The sequence below is a fragment of the Pseudomonas sp. Eqa60 genome (assembly GCF_018326405.1).
GTDB classification, from domain to species: domain Bacteria; phylum Pseudomonadota; class Gammaproteobacteria; order Pseudomonadales; family Pseudomonadaceae; genus Aquipseudomonas; species Aquipseudomonas protegens.
Window position 1 is genome coordinate 297,775 of sequence record NZ_AP024342.1, and the last position, 23,732, is coordinate 321,506.

Sequence of the window (23,732 nt, forward strand, 5' to 3'; positions counted from 1 at the left end):
GGCACAGATCGGCAGCGGTTCGGGGCATTTTTCAGCAGGTGCAGCATGCAGAACTTTCTTGGGGAACAGCACAGTCTCACGCAGTCGATCCGTGGTGCCACGCCATTGCGACCCCATCTGGGCTGGTTGCTGGCGGGGCTGGCCGCCTTGCCGCTGCCGGCGGCTTATGCCGCTGGCAGCGGCGCCAGCGCACAGGATCAGGAACCGACCCTGAAGTCGGTGACCGTCACCGCCACCCGCCGCGAGGAATCGCTGCAGAAAGTCCCGGTGGCGGTCTCGGTGGTGGAGGGCGAGCAACTGGAGCGGGATAACCGCAACGGCGTTGCAAGCATCGTGCAGCAGGTGCCATCGCTGAACTTCCGCACGGGTGCCTCGAACAAGGACACCTCGCTGTTCATCCGTGGCGTGGGCACCATTTCCACCTCACCGGGGGTGGAGCCGACGGTGGCGACGGTGATCGACGGCGTGGTCTACGGCCGCCCCGGCCAGGCCACCCTGGACCTGCTGGATCTGGAACGGATCGAAGTCCTGCGCGGGCCCCAGGGCACCCTGTTCGGCAAGAACGCCTCGGCCGGGGTGCTGAATGTCATCACCAAGGCGCCTACGGCCGAGACTCATGGCTACATCGACCAGGCCTACTACAGCGGCAACGAAAGCCGCACCCGTTTCGGCATTGGCGGCAGCCTGATTCCCGACACCCTCAAGGGCTCGTTCACCACCTTGTTCGGCAGTTACGACGGCAATGTGGATAACCGCCACAACGGCCAGGAGGTCAACGGCTACAACCGCAAGGGCGTGCGCGGCAAGCTGGAGTTCACCCCCAGCGAGGACCTCAAGTTCACCTTCGCGGCGGACTACATGCAATCCCATGATGACGCCCCCAACGGGGTGGTGAGCAAGGCCCTGACACCTGCCTTTGCCAATGCCCTGAACCCCGTGCGCGCCAGCAGCGACAACCGGGACATCAACACCGACACCCGTACCCATGTGGACGATATCAACAAGGGCCTTTCCGGCCAGCTGGACTGGAGCCTGGGCGACTACACCCTGACCTCGATCACCGCCTGGCGCGGCTGGAACAATACCCAGTACCAGGACGGCGACCGTCTTGGCACGGTCACTGCGGCGTTCCCCGGGACCGCCGACAAGGGTGACCTGGACTACAACCAGTACTCGCAGGAGCTGCGCCTGGCATCGCCCAAGGGGCGGTTCCTGGAGTACGTCGGTGGTCTGTTCTACATGCACGGCAAGGATGAAGAAACCTACCAGCGCACCCTGACCACGACCACCGGCGCCAACCGGGGCATTGCCGACTACAGCACCACCAACGACAGCTACGCGGTATTTGGCGAGAGCACCCTGAATTTCACCGAGGACTTTCGTGGCATCGCCGGCCTGCGCTGGACCCACGATGACCTGAAGTACGATCACCGCCGGGTCTCGACTTCGGCGACCACGGTCAGCGGTATCCAACCGGGCACTCAGAGTTCCGGCTCGGTGGACGAGGATGGTTGGTCCGGGCGCCTGGGCCTGCAATATGACCTCAGCGCCACGGTCACCAGCTACCTGACCTATTCCCGGGGCTACAAGGGCCCGGCCTACAACGTGTTCTTCAACATGCAGCCGCGGGACACCCAAGCACTGAAACCCGAAACCTCCAACACCTGGGAGGTGGGGATCAAGGCCAGCAGCTGGAACAACCGGCTGACCACCAACCTCGCGGTGTTCCACAGCGAATACGACAACTACCAGGCCAACTTCTTCGACACCGTGGCCGGGCAGGTAGTGACCCGCCTGATCAATGCCGGGAGCGTCAGCAGCGAGGGCGTGGAACTGGATTACGCCCTGCAGGCCACCCAGCAACTGAAGTTCTCCGGGGCCCTGGCCTACACCCGGGCGCGCATCGACGAATTCGCCTGCCCGGCGGGCGCGGCGGCTTCGTGCAATGTCAACGGCAAGCCGTTGCCCTTCAGCCCGGACTGGAAAAGCTACGTGCGCGCCGACTACAGCATTCCCCTGGATAACGGCCTGGATATCGAGTTGGGCACTGACTACAGCTGGCAAAGCGAAGTGCAGTACGACATCAGCCAGAACCTCGACACCCGGCAGGGCGCCTACGGCATCTGGAACGCCAGCATTGCCCTGGCCGACTACAACGATGGCTGGCGCGTGGCATTGCTGGGCAAGAACCTTGCCGACAAGTCCTATTCGCCCTTGCTGGCCAGTGGCGGCAACTACATCTACCGCGCCATGCCCCGGGATGACGAACGTTATTTCGGCGTGCAGTTGCGCAAGGATTTCTGATGCCCTGCCGTTGTAGGAGCCGGCTTGCCGGCGAATGGGTCGGCGAACTGGGAGCAGGTCTTGTGGGCGCTTTCGCTGGCAAGCCAGCTCCTACAGCGGGCTTTGGCGGTGCCCTTTTTGCAGCATGAAACAAGGAGTGATCCATGTCCCGTTCCACTCGCCAGCTCAAGCTCGGCGCCTTTCTCATGGCCACCGGTCACCACGTTGCCGCCTGGCGTCATCCGGATGTTCCGGCCCAGGCAGGGCTGGATTTTGCCGTCTATAAAGAACTGGCGCAGATCGCCGAAGCCGCGCGCTTCGATGCACTGTTCGTCGCCGACAGCCTGGCAGCCCCTACCGGCCCCATCGCCAGCCGCATGGCCCGCTCCGATTACTTCGAACCCTTGACGTTACTGGCGGCCCTGGCGGCCGTGACCGAGCGGATAGGGCTAATTGCCACTAGCACTACGAGCTATAACGTACCGTACCACGTAGCACGTAAATTCGCGTCGCTGGACCATCTTTCAGGTGGTCGGGCGGGGTGGAACCTGGTGACTTCCGACAATGCCGCCGAAGCGCGGAATTTCGGCCGGGAGGAACATTTTGGGCACGCGGAACGTTATCGCAGGGCCCGGGAGTTCCATCGGGTGGTCACCGGGCTCTGGGACAGCTGGGAGGACGACGCCTTTGTCCGCGACAAGGCCAGTGGCAAGTATTTCGACCCAGACAAGCAGCATTTACTGGACCATCGCGGTGAATTCTTCCAGGTCAAAGGGCCATTGAATGTGGCGCGCCCACCCCAGGGATACCCGGTGATCGTCCAGGCCGGTTCTTCCGAGAGCGGTCGTGAGCTGGCGGCCCAGACCGCCGAAGTGGTATTCACCGCCCAGCCTTCCATGGCCGCCGCGCAGGCCTTCTATGCCGACCTGAAAGGACGCCTGAAGCAGTACGATCGTAGTACGCAATCCCTGAAAATCATGCCTGGGGTATTCGTGGTGGTGGGGGACAGCGAAAGTCAGGCCCGGGAAAAGTTCGAAGCCTTCCAGGACCTGGTGGAGCCCGAAGTGGGCGTGGCCCTGTTGGGGAGGATGCTGGGCAACTTCGACTTGTCCGGCTACCCGCTGGATGCACCGTTGCCGGCGCTGCCACTGACCGAGAGCGGCCAGCAGAGCCGCCAGCAATTGCTCACCGAGCTGGCCGGCAAGGACAACCTGACCCTGGCCCAGCTGGGGCGCAGGATTGCCGGTGGCCGTGGGCACTACAGCCTGATCGGTACGCCCGGGCAGATAGCCGACGAACTGCAAGCCTGGTTCGAGGAGGGCGCGGCCGATGGTTTCAATGTGCTGGTGCCGCATCTCCCTGGCGGGCTACGGGACTTTGCCGGCGGGGTGATTCCGGAACTGCAGCGGCGCGGGCTGTTCAGAACTGAATACGAGGGCCGAACCCTGCGGGAAAACCTGGGGTTGGCGCGACCGAAAAATCAGTTTGTGTGACAACGCGGCTGGCGCAGGGACCGGCTTGCCAGCGAAGGCGCTCGTGGTGGCCAAGGCTTGCGGGCCTTTGGCCGGCAAGCCGGCTCCTACCGTGGGGCGCTTTGATCGACGTTAGTCGTTTTGGAAAGACCTGACTCAGAGAGGATTCGATGACTTACATAGCTGCTGAAAACCGCTACGACTCCATCCCCTATCGCCGTGTCGGCCGCAGTGGCCTGGTACTGCCGGCGCTGTCCCTGGGGCTGTGGCACAACTTTGGCGACAGCACGCCGATCGACACCCAGCGTGCCCTGCTGCGCACCGCCTTCGACCTGGGGATCAACCACTTCGACCTGGCCAACAACTACGGCCCGCCCTACGGCAGCGCCGAAATCAACTTCGGCCGCCTGCTGCGTGAAGACTTCAAGTCCTATCGCGATGAATTGATCATCTCCAGCAAGGCCGGTTGGGACATGTGGCCCGGGCCTTACGGCCAGGGCGGCGGTTCGCGCAAGTACGTGCTGGCCAGCCTCGACCAGAGCCTGCAGCGCCTGGGCCTGGACTATGTGGATATCTTCTATTCCCACCGCTTCGACCCGGATACGCCGCTGGAGGAAACCGCCAGCGCCCTGGCCACCGCCGTGCAGCAGGGCAAGGCGCTGTATATCGGTATTTCTTCCTATTCGGGGGCCAAGACCCGGGAAATCGCCGCGTTGCTCAAGGAGTGGAAGGTGCCGCTGCTGATCCATCAACCGGCCTACAACATGCTCAACCGCTGGGTCGAGAAGGACCTGCTGGACACCACCGAGGAACTCGGCGCCGGGGTCATCGCCTTTACGCCGCTGGCCCAGGGCCTGCTTACCGACAAGTACCTCAATGGCATTCCCGAGGATGCGCGGGTCAATCGTCCGGGGGGCGGCTCGTTGCAGGCTTCGCACTTGTCGGAGGCCAATATCGCCCATGTCCGCGCGCTCAACGAGATCGCCAAGAACCGCGGCCAGAGCCTGGCGCAACTGGCCCTGGCCTGGACCCTGCGCGACCCGCGGGTGACCTCGGCGCTGATCGGTGCCAGCCGGCCGGAGCAGATCATCGAGAACGTCGGGGCGTTGCAGAACCTGAGCTTCAGTGTCGAGGAACTGGCGGAAATCGATCATTTCGCCAAAGAAGGGCGCATCAACCTGTGGGAAAAACCTTCGACGGCAGAGTGAGGTAAGTCTGCCCCTGCACCGATAAAACAGCCCCCGGCAGAGCGATCTGCCGGGGGCTGTTGGCTTTGCCGCCTGGAGCGGGGCGGCAGGCGTCGTTACCTGGTCGTGCTGCTGACTTTCAAGGAGGACGGATTGCCGGCCACAGTGCGGTCCTGGGGATCATCGAGGTCGACCTTGGCGGTCACCGACAGGCCCGGCCGCAGGCGTTCGAGGCCGGACTGGTTGGCGTCGAAGCGAATGCGCACCGGCACCCGCTGGACGATCTTGGTGAAGTTGCCGGTGCCCGGTTCGAAGGGCAGCAGGGCAAAGGTCGAGCCTGAACCCGGAGCCAGGCTTTCCACGGTGCCGGTGATGCTGACGCCTGGCAGGGCATCGATCTTGATCTGCGTCGATTGCCCCGGGTACATGTGCTGGGTCTGGGTCTCCTTGAAGTTGGCCAGTACATAGAGGTCATGCAGCGGCACCAGGGTCAGCAGGCGCGAACCCGGTTGCACGTAATCGCCAACCTGGATCTGCCGATTGCCGACGGTGCCGTCCATCGGTGCATAGATGGTGGTGTGGCGCAGGTCCTGCTGGGCCAGTTCCAGCCGCGCCTTGGCGGTTACCACCTTGGCCTTGGCCATCTGCAATTGCGCTTGCAGGCGTTGCCGTTGCGCGGTGGTGACCGCAAGGTCGTTCTCCGCCACTTGCAACATGGCCTGGGCGTAGGCCAGGCCTTGTTCGGCGGAGATGGCCTGGGTGCTGTATTTCTCCACCTCGTTGCGCGCCACGGCGCCGGTGGTGACCAGGGTATCGAAGCGATTGCGCTCCGCACCGGCACGCTTGGATTCGGCCTGGTTGGTGCGGATCGAGGTGCGCGCCGCCTGCACGCGGGCACTGGCCAGGCGCTGCTCGGCGTCCTGGATGGTCAGCGCGGCCTCGGCCAGGGCGACCTGGGCCTGGTTGTCCGCCAGATCGCCTTCGGCCAGGGATACCCGGCTGTCGAACTCTTCGCTGTTGATGCGCACCAGGGGCTGCCCGGCGGTGACGTTCTGGTGATCCTTGACCAGCACCTCTGTCACCAGGCCATGGACCCGCGGCGCGACGGAGGTCGCATCGGCGGCGATGTAGGCATCGTCCGTGGCCTGCGTCGACGGCGCCATCAGCACCCAGCCAACCCCGACTGCTACCAATGTCAGGGCGATAGCGCCGGCGATCAGCGGGCGCTTGGAACGCTTGCGCGGCTTCTCGGACTCTTGGGCGGCTTGCAGGATGGCGTTCTGAGTCTGGGTGCTCTGCTCCATGTTGAAGCTCCATGCTGTTTTGAATTACGATCATAATATTCACATGTCGGTCGCAATACTACAGGGAAGTACCTACCGTGACGACAAGCGCAACTGACCTCTCCGAAGCGGGTGCCCAGCCCGGCCAACAGTCCACCAAGCGCAAGTTTCTGGTCTTCACGATCATGGCTTTCGGCATGTTCATGGCGCTGATCGACATCCAGATCGTGGCGGCCTCGCTCAACGACGTGCAGGCCGGGCTCAGTGCCGGCCCTGATGAAGTGAGCTGGGTGCAGACCGCCTATCTGATTGCCGAACTGATCATGATTCCCTTCTCGGCGTTTCTCGCCCAGGCGATTTCCACCCGCTGGCTGTTCGCTGCCAGCGCGGCGTTCTTTACCCTGTTCAGCGTGGGTTGCGGCATGGCCTGGAACATCGAGTCGATGATCGTGCTGCGGGCCCTGCAAGGCTTTGCCGGCGGGGCGATGGTGCCCACGGTATTCGCCGTGGGGTTCGTGTTGTTCGAAGGCAAGCAGCGGGCGATGGTCCCGGCAATCCTTGGCATGACCGCGGTGCTGGCACCGACCCTGGGCCCCACGGTGGGCGGCCTGGTGACCTTCTACCTGGACTGGCGCTGGATCTTCTTCATCAACGTGCTGCCGGGGCTGGTGATCTGCATCGGCGCGGCGTTGCTGATCGATGTGGATCGCCCGGACCTGTCCATGCTGCGGCGTATCGACTGGCTGCATTTCGTCGCCATGGCGCTGGCCCTGGGGTGTTTTGAATACGTGCTGGAGGAGGGACCGCGCAAGGACTGGTTCAGCGATACCGGGATCGTCATCGCGGCCTGGGTGTCCCTTGTGTCCTTTGGTTTGTTCATCGAGCGCTCGTTGTATTCGAACAACCCGATCGTGTCCCTGGTGCCGTTTCGCGACCGTACCTTTTCCATTGCCTGCCTGCTGAACCTGGTGATCGGTTTTGGCCTTTATTCGTCGACCTACCTGGTGCCGGTGTTTCTTGGCCGGGTGCGTGGCTTCGATAGCCTGGAAATCGGCACCACGGTTTTTGTCGTGGGCATCGGGCAGTTGGTCAGTACGATTATTGCTGCCCGGGCCTCGGAAAAAGTTGATCGGCGCCTGATCATCTCGGTGGGTTTCCTCGGCCTGGCGCTGAGCCTGTGGCTGACTTCCCGGGTCACCTCCAACTGGGGATTCGATGAGTTGCTGGTGCCGCAGGTGGCGCGTGGGCTGTTCCTGATGCTGTGCATCGTGCCGAGCGTGAACATGGCCTTGAGTTCGTTCCAGGGGGTTGAACTGCGCCAGGCCTCCGGGCTGTTCAACCTGATGCGCAACCTGGGCGGCGCCATTGGTATTGCTACGGTCAACACCTGGCTGCAGGACGATGCCCGGACTCAGGTCCTGCGCCTGTCCGAGTCGCTGGGGAGCAAGGCTGTCGCCGCCCAGGAACTCATGGGCCAACTGGCGCTGAAGATTGCCGCCGATACACCGGATGCCAGCCACGCTTTCCTGATGGCTCAGGGCATTCTCGGCCGCCTGGTGGGGCGTGAAGCGCTGACCCTGGCCTTTGGCGATGTGTTCCGCCTGATGGCGATGATGTTCGTGGTGGCGTTGTTGCTGGTGCCGTTGTGCAAGGTGCCCCCGGCCGCGCCAGGCGCAGCCGAGGAGGAGAAGTGATAAGCAGCCGGGGCCTAGATGATCGGCGGCCCGGAGCGGGTCTTGCGCAACTGGCTGGGGGTGCAGCCCATGTTTTTCCACATCAGGCGGCGTAGAGCGGTGGAATCGGCATAGCCCACTTTGAAAGCAACTTCTTCAATGCTCATATTGGTGGTTTCCAATAAGCTTTGAACATGTTGCAGGCGAACTTTCTGAATGAAGGCCATGGGCGGCTTTCCCGTGGCGCTACGAATTCTGCGGGATAAGGTCTTCTCGGTTATACGCAAATGTTCGGCAATGGTGCTCAGTGGTGGAACGTTGGGCAGGCAATCCTCGATGAACTTCTCCATTAACAAAACTTCACGGTTTTCCGTTTGCAAGTTGGACAAGGCCATGTAGTGATATTGCGCCGGTCGACCATCTATCAACAGATAACGCATGGTCAATTCAGCAATCTGATTGCCCATCTTATTACGCAATATGTAGAGCATTAGATCCATTTGCGACATGCCTGCGCCTGCTGTAATCATATTTCCGTCATGAATAAGCATGCGTTTTGTGTCGAGTATCGCTTCGGGATAACGCTCTTTGAAAGTTTCATACAGTTGCCAATGAGTGGTGACCGTATGCCCCTCCAGAACCCCCGCCTCACCCAGGACGAAAACTGCTGAACAGGACGCCGCCGTCTGCTGCCCGCGGCGGTGATGGTCATGCACCAGCTGGCTGAGCTTGCGGATATCGGCGTGCCCGAGCCGGGTGATCAGTTCGCTGGACAGGCTGAGCCCAGGCAGCCTTTTTTCCCGGCGACAGCCAAAGAAATCCAGCTCCTGGGTGTTCTCCAGCCCCAGTCCAGGGATCACCAGCATGCTGCCTTCGATGGCCTGGACCTTGTCCAGTGGCTGGGCATCCAGGCGCATGCCGTTGCGCATGCGAACCGATTCGCTGCTGCCGATAATCTTCCAGGTGATGGTTGGCCGGCCCATGACTTCGGCGACCTGGTTAGCTGTTCGCAGCACATCCAGGGTGATCGCGACACTCGATCCCATGGCACCTTCCAGCGCAATAAGCGTGAGCACATCCATGTCCATTTTCTCCCTGTAAGTGTCCATTTGTGCATTAGCAAAATATACAAGCTGGTGGCAGACTTCTCAACGCATCCAGATTTCACTTTCCTGCCCACGCTATTCCCTGTGGGACATAAAAAAATATGCATTCATCAAGTGAATGCGTTGCTCTGTCAATAAAATGACATCTTTGTCTACTGCCTAGTAAGAGCTCCCCTTCTTAGGGGCGTTTGTTCGGTTCCTTAGTGCTGAAAATAATAAACGACCTTTAGGTCAATATATGGCTCTCCATTTAAAAAGGATTTTGAATGAACTACGCCGTGCCTCGTGATTATCTTAATGATGTCAATCCAGCCATCTCAGCGCATGTAGCAGTTGATGATCTGCCGTTGGCTGAAGTCCCGGGCATCGAATGTTTAAGTTCGGTTACCGAAGTACTGGCCTATCGCGCATGGCGGCAACCCGATGCCATTGCCTTCATCCATCTGCTCGATGGCGAGCGGGAGGAGGCGTCGATCAGCTACGCCGAACTGTGGAAGCGTAGTCAACGATTGGCCGCCGCGCTGCAGATCTTCGAGCCCCGTGAAAAACGGGTGCTGATGCTGTTCGAGACCGGTATCGACTACATCGTTTCACTGTTCGGCCTGCTGCTGGCCGGTGCCGTGGCGATCCCGGCCTTTCCCCCAGTGGGGACCCGGGGGCTGGAGCGGCTGGCACTGATCTGCGCTGATGCCCATCCGCAACTGGTGCTCACCAGCTCGCGCTTCATGCGGTCCCAGGAGCGGGTCAACGCTCTGCTCCAGGGTGATTTGCCCGCGCCCCAGTGGGTTGACCCGGAGCAGTTGGCCGAGGCGGATTCATCCTGGCGCGGGCAGGCGCTCGCCCACGGCCAACTGGCCCTGCTGCAATACACCTCGGGCTCCACCTCGGCGCCCAAGGGCGTGATGCTGACCCACGACAACCTCTACAGTAATTGCCGCAGTGCCAGCCAGTGGATGGGCCCGGCCAGGAATCGCGTGGGTTGCAGCTGGCTGCCGCCCTATCACGACATGGGCCTGATGGGCGGAATCCTGCAGCCGATCTTCGATGCCTTCCCTACCGTGCTCATCAGCCCCGGGCACTTTGTCCAGCGGCCGCTGCGCTGGCTGGATGCGGTGTCCAGGTACGGCGCCGACGTCACCATCGCGCCCAACTTCGCCTTCGACCTGTGTGTCGAAAACATCACCGACGAGGAACTGGCAGAGCTCGACCTGAGCAAGCTCAAGGCTATCTATTGCGGGGCCGAGCCGGTGCGCCAGAGCACCCTGGCGCGCTTCTCCGAACGTTTTGCCGCCGCCGGCTTCAACCCGGCGGCCCTGGGCCCCTGCTACGGGTTGGCCGAGGCCACCGTACTGGTCTCGGGCAAGCGCCACGATGAGCCGGCGTTCAATACCCAGGTGGATCGGGACCAACTCGCCAGTGGCACCCTGGCCATTGTCGATGCCGAGGATGCCCGGGCCCTGCCGCTGGTCAGTAGCGGCAGGGTCGCCCCGGGCCTGCGTGTGGCGATTGTCGACCCTGTCAGCCTGCAACCGGTGGCGGACGGCCAGATCGGCGAGATCTGGGTCCAGGGCGACAACGTGGGCGCCGGCTACTGGGGCAAGGAAGCGCTGAGCCAGCAGGTGTTTCGCGCCAGCCTGCCGGGCATCCATGGGCGTTTCATGCGCACCGGCGATCTTGGCGCGCTGCACCGCGATGAGCTGTTCGTCACCGGGCGCCTCAAGGACCTGATCATCATTGCCGGGCGCAACCTGTATCCCCAGGACCTGGAGCTGGCGGTGGAAAGCGCCGACCCGCGCATCCGCAGCAACGGCTGCGTGGCGGTGGGCATCGATAACGGTCAGCAGGAACAACTGGCGATCGTGGCCGAGGTCAAGCGCAGCGAGAAACTCGATGAAGCCCAGCAGGAACAGCTGCGCCAGGTGATCACCAGTGCGCTGGTCAGCCAGTTCGGCGTGGCCCCGGCACGCATCCACCTGGCGCCCATGGGCGGCATTCCACTGACCACCAGTGGCAAGGTCCAGCGCCAGGCCACCCGCAAGGCCCTGCTCAACGACACGCTGGCGCGCTATGGCGCCAGTCGCGCGGCTGCGGCACCTACCCTTAAAACTGCAACGGATGCCCTGTCATGACGGCCATGAATCCTCATATCGACCGCACCGGCCAGCGCGAGCGGCAATTGGCCTGGCTGACGGTCGCAACTCCGGCAGTGGGCACCGTGGTGGCCCTGGTGCTGGCCTGGCATCAGGGCATCGGCTGGCTGGAAATCGGCGCGCTGGCCAGCATGTACCTGCTGACCGCCCTGGGAGTGGAAGTGGGCATGCACCGGTTCTTTTCCCACCATGCGTTCAAGGCCGGCCCGGTGATCACCGCATTCTTCGGCATCGCCGGTTCGATGGCGGCGCAGGGCCCGATCCTGTTCTGGGCGGCGACCCATCGCCAGCACCACGCCTTCACCGACAAGGAAGGCGACCCGCATTCGCCGCGTCCGCTCAAGGCGGGTTTTATCGGCAATATCCAGGGCTGGTGGCACGCTCACCTGGGCTGGCTGTTCAGCCTGCGCAAGCAGAACTGGAGCCAGTTCGTGCCGGACCTGCTGCGCGATCGACTGATCATGCAGATCAACCAGCGCTACTACCTGTGGATCATCCTCGGCCTGCTGCTGCCCAGCCTGGCATGCGGGCTGATAACCCGCAGCTGGGAGGGCGCGCTCAGCGGCCTGCTGTGGGGCGGCTTCGTGCGGATCTTCCTGGTGGACCACGCCACCTGGTGCATCAACTCCTTTGCCCACCGGGTTGGCGGCCGCGACCACAAGACCCGGGACACCAGCCGCAACGTGTTCTGGCTGGCGATTCCGACGGTAGGGGGCGGTTGGCACAACAACCACCACGCCTTCCCGGCGCTGGCCCATGCCGGCCTGAAACCCTGGCAGTTGGATATTGGCGGCCTGTTCATCGAGCTGCTCGCCCTCTGCGGCCTGGCCTGGGATGTCAAACGGCCCGGCCCGACCGTGGCTGCAGAACCTTCAGAAAGCTGATTGCCGGTCCCTACCTCACAGGAAGCAATTCATGGACGAGATACTCACCAACACAGCGACACCAGAGGTCGGCGGGGTTGCCCAGCTGAGCCCGAGTGCGGCCAGGACCAAGGCGCGGATCGCGCTGGCAGTCATGCTGGTGCCCCTGTTCGGGACCTTCGAGGCAATCCGGCTATGGTTCACCGGCCAGGTCCATGCCCTGGATTTCATCCTCTTCGCGGTGTTCTATGCGGTGCAGATGTTCGGGGTTTCCATGGGCTACCACCGTTACCTGGCCCATCGTGCGTTCAAGACCTCGCGGCTGATGAGCAGCCTGATGCTGATCGCCGGTTGCATGGCGGCCCAGGGGCCGATCCTGTTCTGGGTCACCACCCATCGCCGGCACCACACCTACAGTGACCAGCACGGTGACCCGCATTCCCCCAACCTCATGGGCCAGAGCCGCTGGCAACGGGCCAAGGGGCTGTGGCATGCGCACATGCCGTGGATGCTGGCCCCGGACATGTCGAGCTGGAACTTCTTCGCCCCGGACATCCTGCGCGACCGCCGGCTGTTCTTCTACAACCAGACCTACCTGTTCTGGGTGGCCCTGGGGGTAATCCTGCCAGGGGTGATCGGCGGGCTGGTCAGCCAGAGCTGGTCCGGTGCCTGGAGCGGCCTGATCTTCGGCGGCCTGGCGCGGATCTTCGTCGCCAACCAGGCGGCCTGGTGTGTGGGCTCCATCTGCCACCGCTACGGCGCTCGCCCGTTCGTGACCCACGACCAGAGCACCAACAACTGGATCGTGGCCTTCCTCACCTTTGGCGAGGGGCTGCAAAACAATCACCACGCATTCCCTGCCTGGTACCGGCATGGCGTGCACTGGTGGGAGCCCGACCTGTCGGGCTGGACACTGGCGTTAATGGGCAAGCTGAGACTGGTCTCAGACCTGCGTTCCCCGTCCCAGGCAATGATCGACAAAGTCCGCAAGCGCCAGGCCTCGTCCTGAAACGCCCAATCGGCTGATCGTATTAACCACCTCACTCATCAAGGAAGATCCTATGTCCAATTTCATCTCCAATTTGCTGAGCACTCTGAGCTTCTCAGAGAAAAAACAGGCGGCGGTCGAACTCAACGAGGACAGCATCAAGCATTGGCTGGTGCAGAAGATGGGCGCGCTCTTGAAGATCGATCCTTCCCAGGTCGATACCGCCCGCAGCTTCGAGTCCTACGGCCTCGATTCGCTGGTAGCGGTGAAAGTGGCGGGTGACCTGGAGAAGTTCATGGAGCAGCGCCTGTCGCCGGCCCTGCTGTTCGAATACTCCAGCATCGATGACCTGTCCAAATACCTGGCCAATGAACTGACCACATCCGAAGTTTGACTTCGCAGGAGCTTGGCCATGGCCATTGCACAGATGCCCTCGCAAAAAAACGATAAATTCAATGACCTGCTCCGACGCTCTCAGGAGATCGAGGGCCTGCGTCTGACCGACGCAATCCCCAAGCACCTGTATCAGCCGCGGGTATGGCGCGGGATGCTCAGCTTCGTCGTCAGCTACATGCTCTACATCGGTGCCATCGTGGCGGTCGCCCACGTGCACTGGATGTTCTACCTGCCGCTGTGGCTGGTGGCGGGCCTGGGCGGCTGGGGCCTGTTCTGTGTCGCTCACGATTGCGGGCACAACTCGTTCTCGCGCAACCGCAGCTTCAACCACATCCTCGGGCACATCGCGCTGCTGCCGTTGCTGTACCCGTTCCACGGCTGGCGCCACATGCACAACATGCACCACGCCAACACCAACAACCTGGAAATGGACGTCGACTGGCGCCCGGTGCTGCGCGTGCAATATGACGCCATGCCCTGGTGGGACAAGCTGGTCTACAGCAGCACCCGCACCTGGCTGTTCTGGCTGGGCACGGTCAACTACCAGCGTCACTCGGGCTTCCGTCCGTCGATGTTCCACAAGCTCGAAGCGCGCAACGAAGTGCGTCGCTCGATCCTGTTCATGGTGGTGGCTGCGCTGATCTACCTGCCGACCCTGGTCTACTTCACCGGCTTCACCGGCCTGTTCCTGTACTTCATCGCCCCGTGGCTGGCGACCCATGCCTGGTTCAGCCTGACCACCATGATGCACCACATCAGCGACGAGACCCCGTTCCTCACCAAGGAACACTGGAGCTTCAACAGCAGCCGCCTGCTGCTGACCACCGACTACATGTACCCCAAGTGGCTGCTGTTCCTGACCCACTACATTTCGGTGCACACCGCGCACCATGTGGCGCCGATCATTCCCCACTACAACCTGCCCGAAGCCCAGGCCGCGTTGAAGACGGCCTTCCCCGGCATGGTCCGGGAAAAGCCCATGACCGTGCAGGACGTGTGGCACGTGGCGCGTAGCTGCCACCTGTACGACCCGGTGAACGGTTTCTATGAGTCCTTCGACCAACCAGCCCAGGCGGCCGGAGACCCGAGCACCCCCGGAGCCCGGGCTGCCAACGGCCCGTTGACCATGAAGCAGCAGATGCTGCGCAGCTACATGGGCGTGCTGGGATCGGTGTCGCTGGAGACCGCCGGGGCCAAGGCCACCGACCTGTTCGGCTACACCCGGGAATACATCAAGCAGCCGGACAAGGAAATGAGCCCCCTGGGCGCCCAGCGTTTCCATATCAAGGGTATCCCCGGCGTTCCCCATGGCTATCAGTGGGGCACGGGCAACCAGACCATCCTGCTGGTCCATGGCTGGGGTGCGGACAGCCGCAGCCTGTATTCCTTCACCCGGGTCCTGCAGCGCCAGGGCTTCAAGGTCGCGACCTTCGATGCGCCGGCCCACGGCATTTCGCCGGGCTCGCTGAGCACCATGACCGAGTTCAAGGACGCGGTGAAAGCGGCGATTGTCGCCCTCGGTGACGTGGTGGGTATCGTTGCCCATTCCCTGGGCGGGATCGCTGCCACCGGAGCCCTGGCCGAACTGGCCGAGACTCATCGGATCAAGGCCCTTTGCCTGCTGGGCTCGCCGGCCAACCTGCCGGTGGTGATCCAGCGCTGGGCCAACGGCTACCTGAAGCTCAAGCCGGCGGTGGTCCAGGCCATGCACCGGGAACTGTGGAAACGCAACGGCGTGCCGGTGGAGCACTGGGATATCCCGGCGCTGGGCAACGCCCTGCAACTGCCAACCCTGGTGCTGCATGACCTCAACGACCCGATCGTGCCGTTCTGCGAAGCGCAGCAGATCACCACGCTGATGCCATGGGCCAAGCTGGAGCCGGTGTCCGGGCTCGGGCATGTGCGGATCCTCTCCGATGCCGCGGTGCTGGAGCAGGTGGCGCAGTTCCTCGTGGAGAACGTCAAGGTGGCCGAAGTGGCCCAGGCCAGCGCATGAGAACAACGCATAACCCTTTGATGATGGTTGACCACCCATGAGCACCTACGCTGAAAACGCTGTGGCCGAGTCCGGCCTGTGGATGTGCCTGATCTGTGGCTGGATCTACGATCAACGCCTTGGCGATCCGGATTCGGGGGTGCCTCCGGGCACCGCCTGGGACGACATTGCCGAGGATTGGACCTGCCCGGAATGCGGCGTGAGCAAGTTGGACTTCAACATGGTGAAGCTGTAGCCCAGCGCTTGAATTCTGTAGTCGATGAGGAAGGAAGATGGCGACCCAAGAGCCAAGGCCGGCACCTGCCAGGGGCCGGCGCAACAGCTTCAGGAAGATGCTCTTCAAGGGCATTTACAACGGAGTTCTGGGGCTGCTTCGCTGCAGCTTCTGGATCGAGTCGCGGCTTTTTCCCCAGCGCGCTGCAGCACGGGCGCTGAAGATGTTCACGACGCCACAACGGCTGCGCCAGCATTTTCCGCAGACCTTGCCCAGCGCCACGGTGCAGGACCTGGAAACCGACCAGGGGCGCCTGCGCTGCTTTCGCTGGACTCCACCGCAGGTCCGGCGCCGGGTGGTGCTGGTGCACGGTTGGAGTGGCGCCAGCACCCAGTGGCAGTACCTGATCCCGCTGTTGCTGGAGGAGGGCTGCGAGGTCCTCTCCTTCGACTGCATCGGCCATGGCGGCAGCGGCGGTCGGCAGGCCTCGCTGCCGACCTTCGTCAGCATGCTCGACCAGGTGCAAAAGCAACTGGGGCCCTTCGACACCGTGATTGGTCACTCCCTGGGCGGCGCTGCCGCTGGGTATGCCTTGAGCACTCCGGTCGGCAAGGGTTTCCAGCGGGCGGTCCTGGTGGCCGCGCCGGCCGATATCGAAAACGTGGTCCGGCGCTTTGCCGCATTTTTGTGGATCAACGATGACGTCAGGCAACGCATGCAACTTCTGGTTGAGCAACGCTATCAGAAGGACATGGCCAGCCTGGCGGTCAGCCGTTATGGGCGCCAGGTGGAGGTCCCGGTGCTGCTGGTGCATGACCAGCAGGATCAGGAAGTCCCGGCAGATGACCTGCAATCCTTCGCCGAAGGCTTGCGACACCGGCGGGTCTTGCAGACTCGCGGGTTGGGCCATCTGAAAATTCTCAAGGACAGCGCGACCATGGAGGCCGTGGTCGAGTTTGTCTGTGCAAAGGACGGCAATCTATGAGTGAAAGTTACGATGTGATCGTTATTGGTGCGGGTCCCGGCGGCTATGTCGCCGCCATCCGGGCCGCGCAACTGGGGCTCAAGACAGTCTGCATCGAGCGCTACAAGGGCAAGGATGGCAAGACCGCCCTGGGCGGGACGTGCCTGAACGTTGGCTGCATTCCCTCCAAGGCACTGCTGGACAGTTCCCACCACTACTACGAAGCGCGCAACGGATTCGAAGTGCACGGCATCGGCATCAGCAATCCGCAGATGGATGTGCCGGCCATGCTGGCGCGCAAGGACAACGTGGTGCGCAATTTCAACGGCGGCATTGCCTCGCTGTTCAAGGCCAATGGCGTGGCCCTGCTGGAAGGTCACGGCAAGCTGCTGGCCAACAAGGAAGTGGAGGTCACCGCGGCCGATGGCAGCACGCAACGCATCAGCGCCGGCAATATCATCCTGGCTCCCGGCTCGCGGCCGATCGACATTCCCGCGGCGCCCCTGGCCGGCGAGGTGATAGTGGACTCCACCGGCGCCCTGGAATTCACCCAGGTGCCCAAGCGCCTCGGGGTGATCGGTGCCGGCGTCATCGGCCTGGAACTGGGGTCGGTCTGGGCACGCCTGGGGGCTGAAGTCACGGTGCTGGAAGCCCTCGACAGCTTCCTCCCGGCGGTGGATGCGCAGATCGCCAAGGAGGCGCAGAAGATCCTCGGCAAGCAGGGCCTGGATATCCGCCTGGGCGCCCGGGTGACGGCCTGCGAAGTGCAGGGCGACAGCGTCAAGGTCAGCCTCAGTGAGGCCGGCGAGGACAAGCAGCAGGTGTTCGACCGGCTGATCGTCGCCGTCGGTCGCCGCCCCCTGACCACCGATCTGTTGGCCGCCGACAGCGGCGTGCACTTGGACGAACGCGGTTTTATCCACGTCGATGGCCAGTGCTGCACCAGCGTCCCCGGGGTGTTCGCCATTGGCGACGTGGTACGCGGCCCGATGCTGGCGCACAAGGCTTCTGAAGAGGGGGTGATGGTGGCCGAGGGGATTGCCGGGCATCGGCACCCGTTGAACTACGACCTGATCCCCTCGGTAATCTACACCCACCCGGAAATCGCCTGGGTCGGCCAGACCGAGCAGGCTCTCAAGGCCGAGGGCGTCGAGTTGAACATCGGCACCTTCCCGTTCGCTGCCAGCAGCCGGGCCATGGCGGCCAACGACACCGCCGGGCTGGTCAAGGTGATTGCCGATGCAGGCACCGACCGCGTGCTGGGCGTGCATGTGATCGGGCCGGGCGCGGCGGAGCTGGTTCAGGAAGGGGCCATCGGCATGGAGTTCGGCACCAGCGCCGAGGACCTGGGGATGATGGTGTTCTCCCATCCGACCCTGTCCGAAGCCCTGCATGAAGCCGCGCTGGCCGTGAATGGCCAGGCGATCCATATCGGCAATCGCAAGAAGAAAGCCCCCGCCGGCGTCAAATAGCCAGTGGCCCCGGCCCCGCTCATGCAGCGCGGCCGGGGTTTGCTGCATCCCCGCGTTTCAGCGCAAGAACGGCACATCCCCAAGAATGGTCGCGCGCTGCATCACCCGGCGCTGTGGACGGTAGTCGTCCACCGCATAGTGCTGGGTCACGCGGTTGTCCCAGAAGGCAATGTCGTTCTCCTGCCAGCGCCAGCGAATGGTGAATTCCGGGCGGGTGGCGTGGGCGAACAGCAGTTGCAGGATGGCTGCGCTTTCGCTTTCCGACAGCTCGTTGATCCGGGTGGTAAAGCCGTCGTTGACGAACAGCGACTTGCGCTCGCTCACCGGGTGCGTGCGGATCACCGGGTGCGACAGCGGCGGGTTCTTGCGCCGGGTTTCTTCCCAGCGCGCCAGGTCCTCGGGGGTGTTGCCGAAGCGCTCCAGAGGGAAGGACTTGGTGAAGTCGTGGGTCGCGGTCAGGCCCTGCAGCAGATTCTTCATCGGCTCCGACAGCGCCTCGTAGGCGGCAATGCCGCTGGCCCACAGGGTATCGCCGCCGAACTCCGGCAGCAGCTTGGCGCTGAGCACCGCGCCCAGGGCCGGGGTCGGCAGAAAGGTTACGTCGGTGTGCCAGATGGCGTTGTCGCGCACGTCGGTCTCGGCGGTATCGAGGATCAATACCTCCGGCTGCTCCGGCACATTGGGGTAGATCGGGTGGATGTGCAGGTCGCCGAAGCAGGCGGCGAAACGCGCCTGCTGCTGCGGGGTGACCGGCTGGTTGCGAAAGAACAGTACCTGGTGCTTGAGCAGCGCCTGCTCGATGGCGTCACGATGTTCGATGCTCAAGGGCTGGCTGATATCGATGCCGCCGATCTGGGCGCCGAGGGCGGAGCTTAGAGGAGTGATGGTCAGGCTCATGGTCGTTCTCTTGTACGGCGCCGGACGTCGGCGTGGTCGGATTCGGTTTATCTGCATCAATCTTGAAATCGCTGGCATGCACGGCTCTTGTAGCCGCTGCCGAGCCTTGGCGAGGCTGCGAACGGCTGCGCAGCAGACGCAAACCCTTGCAGCGCGGTCGTCCTGGTCGATCGCTGCGAGCGCTGTGCGCTCGGTCACAGCTTCGCGGGGGCTCGGCAGCGGCTACAGACAGCCGAGGCAATCGACGCAAGGCAGGCGCCAGTCAGTGGCTCTGGCCATGCCAGGGCACAAGCTTGCGCTGCAGGGCGCGCAGGCCCATTTCCATGGCGAAGGCGATCAGGGCAATCACCAGGATCCCCAGCACCACCACATCGGTGACCAGGAATTGCGCGGCGGACTGCACCATGAAACCCAGGCCGCTGGTGGCGGCAATCAGCTCTGCCGCCACCAGGGTCGACCAGCCCACGCCCAGGCCGATGCGCACGCCGGTGAGGATGTCCGGCAAGGCGCTGGGCAGGATCACATGGCGAATCAGCTGGGCCCGGGTAGCCCCCAGGGACTGGGCGGCGCGCAGCTTCGCCGGGTCCACGGTGCGCACGCCGGTGGCGGTGGCGATGGCGATCGGGGCGAAGATCGCAAGGTAGATCAGCAGCACCTTGGACAGCTCGCCAATGCCGCACCAGATGACGATCAGCGGCAGGTAGGCCAGGGGCGGAATCGGCCGGTAGAACTCGATCAAAGGGTCGAGCACGCCACGGGCGATGCGGTTGGCGCCGATGGCGATGCCCACCGGAATCGCCGTCAGCACGGCAAAGCCCAGGGCCAGGCCGATGCGTTGCAGGCTCGCCGCCAGGTGCTGCCATAGGGTGGAATCCATGTAGCCGCTGGTGGCCAGCAACCAGCCCTTTTGCAGCACCGCAGAAGGGGGCGGCAGGAACAGCGGCTCGATCAGGCCGGTGGCGGTGACGGCCCACCACAAGGCCAGCAGGACCACCAGGGTCAGCACGCTGATCCAGCGGGTGCTCAGGCTGCGGCGCGCGATTTGTGGCGCTTTGGGGTTGGCCTCGCCGGTGGCGGTGGCGGGAATCTCGTAGCTGCTCATGGCCGCTCCTGCTGCTGGGTGGCGCTGCGCTGGGAGAACACCCGGGCCAGCACGTGTTCGCGGGTTTCGATGAACCGCGGGTCGGACTTGATCGCCCGCGCCGACTCGCCGGCGGCGTAGCGCTGGCCGAAGTCCAGGTTCAGGCGTTCGACGATCTGCCCCGGGTTGGGCGCCAGGAGAATCAGGTCGGTGGCCAGGAACACCGCTTCCTCGATGTCGTGGGTAATCAGGAACACCGGCTTGGCAGTGCGCCGCCAGACTTGCAGCAGCAGCTCCTGCATCTGCTCGCGAGTGAAGGCATCCAGGGCACCGAAGGGTTCGTCCATCAGCAGCACCCGCGGGTCGGCCGCCAGGGCGCGGGCCAGGCCCACACGCTGCTTCTGGCCACCGGAGAGCTGCCAGATGCGGCGCTTGTCGAAGCCGGCCAGGTCCACCAGGGCAAGCATTTCCCGAGCCCGGGCTTCGCGCTTGTCGCGGGCCACGCCGGCCAGCTCCAGGCCGAAGGCGACGTTGCCCAGCACGTCCTGCCAGGGCAGCAGGGCATCGTCCTGGAACACCACGCCGCGTTCGGCGCTGGGGCCCTGCACCGGTACGCCATCGAGCTGGATGCGCCCGGCGCTGGGTTCGACGAAGCCGGCAATCAGGTTCAGCAGCGAGGTCTTGCCGCTGCCGGAAGGGCCCAGGGCGACCAGCAGTTGCTGTGGCCCCAGGGTCAGGGAAATATCCGCCAGCACCGGTTCGGCGGCGCCGGGGTACTGTGCGCTGATGCGCTCCAGTTGTAGCAAGGCCATGACGGCTATCTCCTGTCCTGACGCGGGTTATTCAGGGATGAACTTGGCGCTGACGTAGGGGGCGTAGTCCGGCAGCACTGCTTCCACCTTGCCCTGCTCCTTGAGGAACGCGGCGGTGTCGGTGATGGCCTTGGTGGTCGGCGCGCCGAGGCTGACCACCTGGTCGGCGGCCAGCGGGTAGACGTTGCCCTGCAGCAGCAGCGGAATATCGCTGGCCTTGGCCCCGGAGAGCTTCACCAGCTTGTCGACGTTGCCCTGATTGGCCAGCCAGGCTTGCGGGTCCTTGCGGTACTGGGCATAGGCATCCAGGGTCACCTTGGCGAAGGCCGTGACGATTTCCGGGTGCTTCTCGGCAAAATCCTTGCGCACGATCCAGGCATCGAAGGTCGGCGCGCCGAACTTGGCCAGTTCACCGGAGGTGATCAGCACCTTGCCGTTTTCCTTGGCCACGCCCAGGGCCGGGTCCCAGACGTAGGTGGCGTCGACATCGCCGCGCTTCCAGGCGGCGATGATCGCCGGTGGCGCGAGGTTGAGGATCTGCACTTTCGAGGGGTCGATGTTCCAGTGCTTCAGGGCTGCCAGCAGGCTGTAGTGGCCGGTGGAAACGAAGGGCACGGCGACTTTCTTGCCGACCAGATCCTGAGGGCTGTTGATCCCGGAACCGTCCCGGGCCACCAGGGCTTCGGCGGCGCCGATCTGGGTGGCGATGAGGAAGGTCTGCACCGGCACCTTGCGGGTGATGGCGGCGGTCAGCGGGCTGGAGCCCAGGTAGCCGATCTGCACATCGCCGGAAGCGATGGCGGCGATGACGTCGGCACCGTTGTCGAATTTGCGCCAGTTGATCTTGGCCTGGGTGGCTTTTTCGTAGCTGCCGTCGGCTTGGGCGACCTTGGCCGGGTCGACGGTGGTCTGGTAGGCGACGGTGACGTCGGCCGCCTGGGCGAAGAAACTCGCTGCGGCCAGGGACGCGGCCGCCAGGAGGCGGAGGGGGAAATGCAGTTTCATGGAAGGCTCCTCATAGGCGGCCGGTGATCGGCGTGGGAGGAGACTAAATGATCTAAGAATGCAGAAATAAATAACTTATTTGCATTAGCTTATGAGGGGAATATGTAGCGTGCTGTTCGCCGGCAAGCCGGCTCCTACGGGAGGGGTGTAGGAGCCGGCTGGCCGGCGAAGCGTCAGTTGCTGATGGCCAGGATGCTGGCCTGGTAGGCACCGACGAACACGTCGAAATCACCCACCTCGTTCTGTTCAAGCTCGGTCTGCTGTTCCAGGGATTTGCGCGCCGCTTCTTCGAACGCGGCTTGCTCTTCCTTGCTCAGGGCCTGGCTGCGAAAGTACTCGGCATGGGCCTGGCTCTGGCGCAGGGAGAACTGGGTGAAGCTCTCCTTGTGCTCGCTCATGGCCGCCAGCACCTGGGCCGAAGGGGTCAGGGACGAATCCTTGACCTTGGCCAATTGGGCGTCCAGGGCCTTGCTGTGCACGTCGCTGCCATGGCTCTGGTCGAGCAGGGCGGCCAGAGGGGCGATCTGCTCCAGCAGTTGGGCGGCCCACTCCTTCATTTCCACCGGCTGGCCCTGGCGTTGCAGCTGCAGGCCCGGGCGCCGGCCTTCCTTGACCACGGCGAGGAAGTTCGAGGTGGCATTGCCGCACTCGTTGTTCTCGAACAGCGGGCTGTCGTTGAGTGCGCAATACAGCAGGAAGGCGTCGAGGAAGCGGGCTTCCTGGATGTCGATGCCCAGTGGCAGGAACGGGTTGATGTCCAGGCAGCGTACTTCGACGTACTGGATACCCCGGGCCATCAGCGCCTGGATCGGCCGCTCGCCGGTGTAGGTCACGCGCTTGGGGCGGATGTTGGAGTAGTACTCGTTTTCGATCTGCAGGATGTTGGTGTTCAGTTGCACCCATTCGCCATCCTTGTGGGTGCCGACTTCCACATAGGGCGCGTAGGGCGTGGCCACGGCCTTGCGCAGGCTGTCGGTGTAGCTGTTCAGGTCGTTGTAGCAAGGGGTCAGGCCGGCCTGGGCCTTGCTCTGGTAGCCCAGGTCGCTCATGCGCAGGCTGGTGGCGTAGGGCAGGTACAGGGTCTCGGCGTCCAACTGTTCCAGCTGGTGCGAGCGGCCGCGCAGGAAACCCGCGTCCAGGGCCGGCGAGGCACCGAACAGGTACATCAGCAGCCAGCTGTAGCGACGGAAATTGCGGATCAGCGCGATATAGGCCGAGGACTGGTAGTCACGGTCGGTGCCGACAAAGCCCTCGGCCTGCTTGAGCAGCGGCCATAGCTGTTCCGGCAGGGAAAAGTTGTAGTGGATCCCGGCAATGCACTGCATGGTCTTGCCGTAGCGCAGGGCCAGGCCCTTGCGGTACACGTACTTGAGCTGACCGATGTTGGAGGTGCCGTAGTAGGCGATGGGGATATCTTCCTCGGCCGGCAACGGGCACGGCATCGATGGACTCCACAGGTACTCGTTGCCGAGCTTGCTGTAGGCGAAGCGATGAATCTTGTCGAGGCTGGCCAGGGTGTCCGCCGGGTCCTTGAGGGCCGGGGTGATGAACTCCAGCAGCGACTCGGAGTAGTCCGTGGTGATCTGTTCGTTGGTCAGCGCGGAACCCAGTTCTTCCGGGTGCGGGGTCTGTGCCAGGCGGCCTTCGCCGGTGACACGCAGGCATTCACGTTCGATACCGTGCAGGCACTGCTCGAGCAGAGAGAGGTTAGCGCGCTCGCCGAGCAGAGCCAGGCGGCGGTTGAGAAGTTCGCTCAAGTTGGATTCCTTCACGCGTCAGTCGCCCCAATATGGGGGTGGGCAGGACGGTCTACAAGGGTGAAGTTAAAACTGGCGTTTTCGCCTGGTTTTTGAGTCAAGCCGACTCGCCTGAAAACGCCAATCCTTCATC

At 63.4% G+C, this 23,732-nt stretch carries 19 protein-coding genes; 12 read left to right on the forward strand and 7 right to left on the reverse strand.

What is annotated here, in order from left to right:
• Positions 1–45 precede the first annotated feature (45 nt).
• The 3 genes from KI242_RS01335 (at position 46) to mgrA (ending at position 4,963) form a co-directional block, all read left to right on the forward strand.
• A complete protein-coding gene (locus KI242_RS01335; protein ID WP_212805851.1) occupies positions 46–2,304 on the forward strand; it encodes a TonB-dependent receptor in 2,259 nt (752 codons plus the stop codon).
• A gap of 143 nt (positions 2,305–2,447) precedes the next feature.
• Positions 2,448–3,776 carry an LLM class flavin-dependent oxidoreductase gene (locus KI242_RS01340; RefSeq protein WP_019094918.1) on the forward strand — a complete coding sequence of 443 codons (1,329 nt, stop codon included), beginning with the start codon at positions 2,448–2,450 and terminating at the stop codon, positions 3,774–3,776.
• Between the two features lie 149 nt (positions 3,777–3,925).
• Positions 3,926–4,963, forward strand: coding sequence for an L-glyceraldehyde 3-phosphate reductase (mgrA, locus tag KI242_RS01345; protein WP_015633754.1), 1,038 nt, complete (start codon positions 3,926–3,928; stop codon positions 4,961–4,963).
• Between the two features lie 95 nt (positions 4,964–5,058).
• On the opposite strand, the gene KI242_RS01350 is transcribed toward mgrA, so the two are convergent.
• Positions 5,059–6,246 carry an HlyD family secretion protein gene (locus KI242_RS01350; RefSeq protein WP_011058638.1) on the reverse strand — a complete coding sequence of 396 codons (1,188 nt, stop codon included), beginning with the start codon at positions 6,244–6,246 and terminating at the stop codon, positions 5,059–5,061.
• 77 nt (positions 6,247–6,323) lie between these two features.
• On the opposite strand from KI242_RS01350, the gene KI242_RS01355 reads away from it, so the two are divergent.
• Entirely contained in the window at positions 6,324–7,919 is a 1,596-nt protein-coding gene (locus KI242_RS01355; protein ID WP_011058639.1) for a DHA2 family efflux MFS transporter permease subunit, read from the forward strand.
• Between the two features lie 14 nt (positions 7,920–7,933).
• Here KI242_RS01355 and KI242_RS01360 read toward each other — a convergent pair whose 3' ends face one another.
• Positions 7,934–8,980 carry a helix-turn-helix domain-containing protein gene (locus tag KI242_RS01360; RefSeq protein ID WP_011058640.1) on the reverse strand — a complete coding sequence of 349 codons (1,047 nt, stop codon included), beginning with the start codon at positions 8,978–8,980 and terminating at the stop codon, positions 7,934–7,936.
• A 371-nt stretch (positions 8,981–9,351) separates the two neighbouring features.
• On the opposite strand from KI242_RS01360, the gene KI242_RS01365 reads away from it, so the two are divergent.
• The 8 genes from KI242_RS01365 to lpdA all read left to right on the forward strand — a co-directional run bounded on the left by KI242_RS01365 (position 9,352) and on the right by lpdA (position 18,047).
• Positions 9,352–11,133 carry a fatty acyl-AMP ligase gene (locus KI242_RS01365; RefSeq protein WP_041115188.1) on the forward strand — a complete coding sequence of 594 codons (1,782 nt, stop codon included), beginning with the start codon at positions 9,352–9,354 and terminating at the stop codon, positions 11,131–11,133.
• A complete protein-coding gene (locus KI242_RS01370; protein WP_015633759.1) occupies positions 11,130–12,038 on the forward strand; it encodes an acyl-CoA desaturase in 909 nt (302 codons plus the stop codon). The genes KI242_RS01365 and KI242_RS01370 overlap by 4 nt, the downstream gene beginning before the upstream one ends.
• A gap of 31 nt (positions 12,039–12,069) precedes the next feature.
• Positions 12,070–13,026, forward strand: a complete 957-nt coding sequence (locus KI242_RS01375; protein WP_015633760.1) for an acyl-CoA desaturase — start codon at positions 12,070–12,072, stop codon at positions 13,024–13,026.
• 52 nt (positions 13,027–13,078) lie between these two features.
• On the forward strand, positions 13,079–13,399 hold the full coding sequence (locus KI242_RS01380; protein WP_011058644.1) for an acyl carrier protein: 321 nt from the start codon (positions 13,079–13,081) through the stop codon (positions 13,397–13,399).
• Positions 13,400–13,417: 18 nt separating this feature from the next.
• Entirely contained in the window at positions 13,418–15,397 is a 1,980-nt protein-coding gene (locus KI242_RS01385) for an alpha/beta fold hydrolase (RefSeq protein ID WP_015633761.1), read from the forward strand.
• 37 nt (positions 15,398–15,434) lie between these two features.
• Positions 15,435–15,632: a rubredoxin gene (locus KI242_RS01390; RefSeq protein WP_011058646.1), complete on the forward strand. Its 198-nt coding sequence runs from the start codon at positions 15,435–15,437 to the stop codon at positions 15,630–15,632.
• A 202-nt stretch (positions 15,633–15,834) separates the two neighbouring features.
• The gene (locus tag KI242_RS01395) at positions 15,835–16,596 is read left to right on the forward strand and encodes an alpha/beta fold hydrolase (RefSeq protein ID WP_171053494.1); all 762 of its coding nucleotides are present in this window, start codon (positions 15,835–15,837) and stop codon (positions 16,594–16,596) included.
• A complete protein-coding gene (lpdA, locus tag KI242_RS01400) occupies positions 16,593–18,047 on the forward strand; it encodes a dihydrolipoyl dehydrogenase (RefSeq protein ID WP_123431243.1) in 1,455 nt (484 codons plus the stop codon). Before KI242_RS01395 ends, lpdA begins: the two co-directional genes overlap by 4 nt.
• Before the next feature lie 57 nt (positions 18,048–18,104).
• On the opposite strand, the gene tauD is transcribed toward lpdA, so the two are convergent.
• From tauD to gshA, 5 genes are all read right to left on the reverse strand, one after another.
• On the reverse strand, positions 18,105–18,944 hold the full coding sequence (gene tauD / locus KI242_RS01405; RefSeq protein WP_212805852.1) for a taurine dioxygenase: 840 nt from the start codon (positions 18,942–18,944) through the stop codon (positions 18,105–18,107).
• A 262-nt stretch (positions 18,945–19,206) separates the two neighbouring features.
• Complete coding sequence (tauC, locus tag KI242_RS01410) at positions 19,207–20,046, reverse strand: taurine ABC transporter permease TauC (protein WP_053148493.1); 840 nt, start codon at positions 20,044–20,046, stop codon at positions 19,207–19,209.
• Positions 20,043–20,837 carry a taurine ABC transporter ATP-binding subunit gene (gene tauB, locus KI242_RS01415; RefSeq protein WP_011058651.1) on the reverse strand — a complete coding sequence of 265 codons (795 nt, stop codon included), beginning with the start codon at positions 20,835–20,837 and terminating at the stop codon, positions 20,043–20,045. The genes tauC and tauB overlap by 4 nt, the downstream gene beginning before the upstream one ends.
• 27 nt (positions 20,838–20,864) lie before the next feature.
• Positions 20,865–21,842, reverse strand: a complete 978-nt coding sequence (gene tauA / locus KI242_RS01420; RefSeq protein WP_041115198.1) for a taurine ABC transporter substrate-binding protein — start codon at positions 21,840–21,842, stop codon at positions 20,865–20,867.
• Positions 21,843–22,015: 173 nt separating this feature from the next.
• A complete protein-coding gene (gene gshA, locus KI242_RS01425; RefSeq protein WP_026020196.1) occupies positions 22,016–23,599 on the reverse strand; it encodes a glutamate--cysteine ligase in 1,584 nt (527 codons plus the stop codon).
• Between the last annotated feature and the right edge of the window lie 133 nt (positions 23,600–23,732).

Excerpts from the sequence above, each read along its gene's own strand:
- KI242_RS01335 (WP_212805851.1), top strand. The coding sequence starts at position 46 with ATGCAGAACTTTCTTGGGGAACAGCACAGTCTCACGCAGTCGATCCGT.
- KI242_RS01340 (WP_019094918.1), top strand. The coding sequence starts at position 2,448 with ATGTCCCGTTCCACTCGCCAGCTCAAGCTCGGCGCCTTTCTCATGGCC.
- mgrA (WP_015633754.1), top strand. The coding sequence starts at position 3,926 with ATGACTTACATAGCTGCTGAAAACCGCTACGACTCCATCCCCTATCGC.
- KI242_RS01350 (WP_011058638.1), bottom strand. The coding sequence starts at position 6,246 with ATGGAGCAGAGCACCCAGACTCAGAACGCCATCCTGCAAGCCGCCCAA.
- KI242_RS01360 (WP_011058640.1), bottom strand. The coding sequence starts at position 8,980 with ATGGATGTGCTCACGCTTATTGCGCTGGAAGGTGCCATGGGATCGAGT.
- KI242_RS01370 (WP_015633759.1), top strand. The coding sequence starts at position 11,130 with ATGACGGCCATGAATCCTCATATCGACCGCACCGGCCAGCGCGAGCGG.
- KI242_RS01375 (WP_015633760.1), top strand. The coding sequence starts at position 12,070 with ATGGACGAGATACTCACCAACACAGCGACACCAGAGGTCGGCGGGGTT.
- KI242_RS01380 (WP_011058644.1), top strand. The coding sequence starts at position 13,079 with ATGTCCAATTTCATCTCCAATTTGCTGAGCACTCTGAGCTTCTCAGAG.
- KI242_RS01385 (WP_015633761.1), top strand. The coding sequence starts at position 13,418 with ATGGCCATTGCACAGATGCCCTCGCAAAAAAACGATAAATTCAATGAC.
- KI242_RS01390 (WP_011058646.1), top strand. The coding sequence starts at position 15,435 with ATGAGCACCTACGCTGAAAACGCTGTGGCCGAGTCCGGCCTGTGGATG.
- KI242_RS01395 (WP_171053494.1), top strand. The coding sequence starts at position 15,835 with ATGTTCACGACGCCACAACGGCTGCGCCAGCATTTTCCGCAGACCTTG.
- lpdA (WP_123431243.1), top strand. The coding sequence starts at position 16,593 with ATGAGTGAAAGTTACGATGTGATCGTTATTGGTGCGGGTCCCGGCGGC.
- tauD (WP_212805852.1), bottom strand. The coding sequence starts at position 18,944 with ATGAGCCTGACCATCACTCCTCTAAGCTCCGCCCTCGGCGCCCAGATC.
- tauC (WP_053148493.1), bottom strand. The coding sequence starts at position 20,046 with ATGAGCAGCTACGAGATTCCCGCCACCGCCACCGGCGAGGCCAACCCC.
- tauB (WP_011058651.1), bottom strand. The coding sequence starts at position 20,837 with ATGGCCTTGCTACAACTGGAGCGCATCAGCGCACAGTACCCCGGCGCC.
- tauA (WP_041115198.1), bottom strand. The coding sequence starts at position 21,842 with ATGAAACTGCATTTCCCCCTCCGCCTCCTGGCGGCCGCGTCCCTGGCC.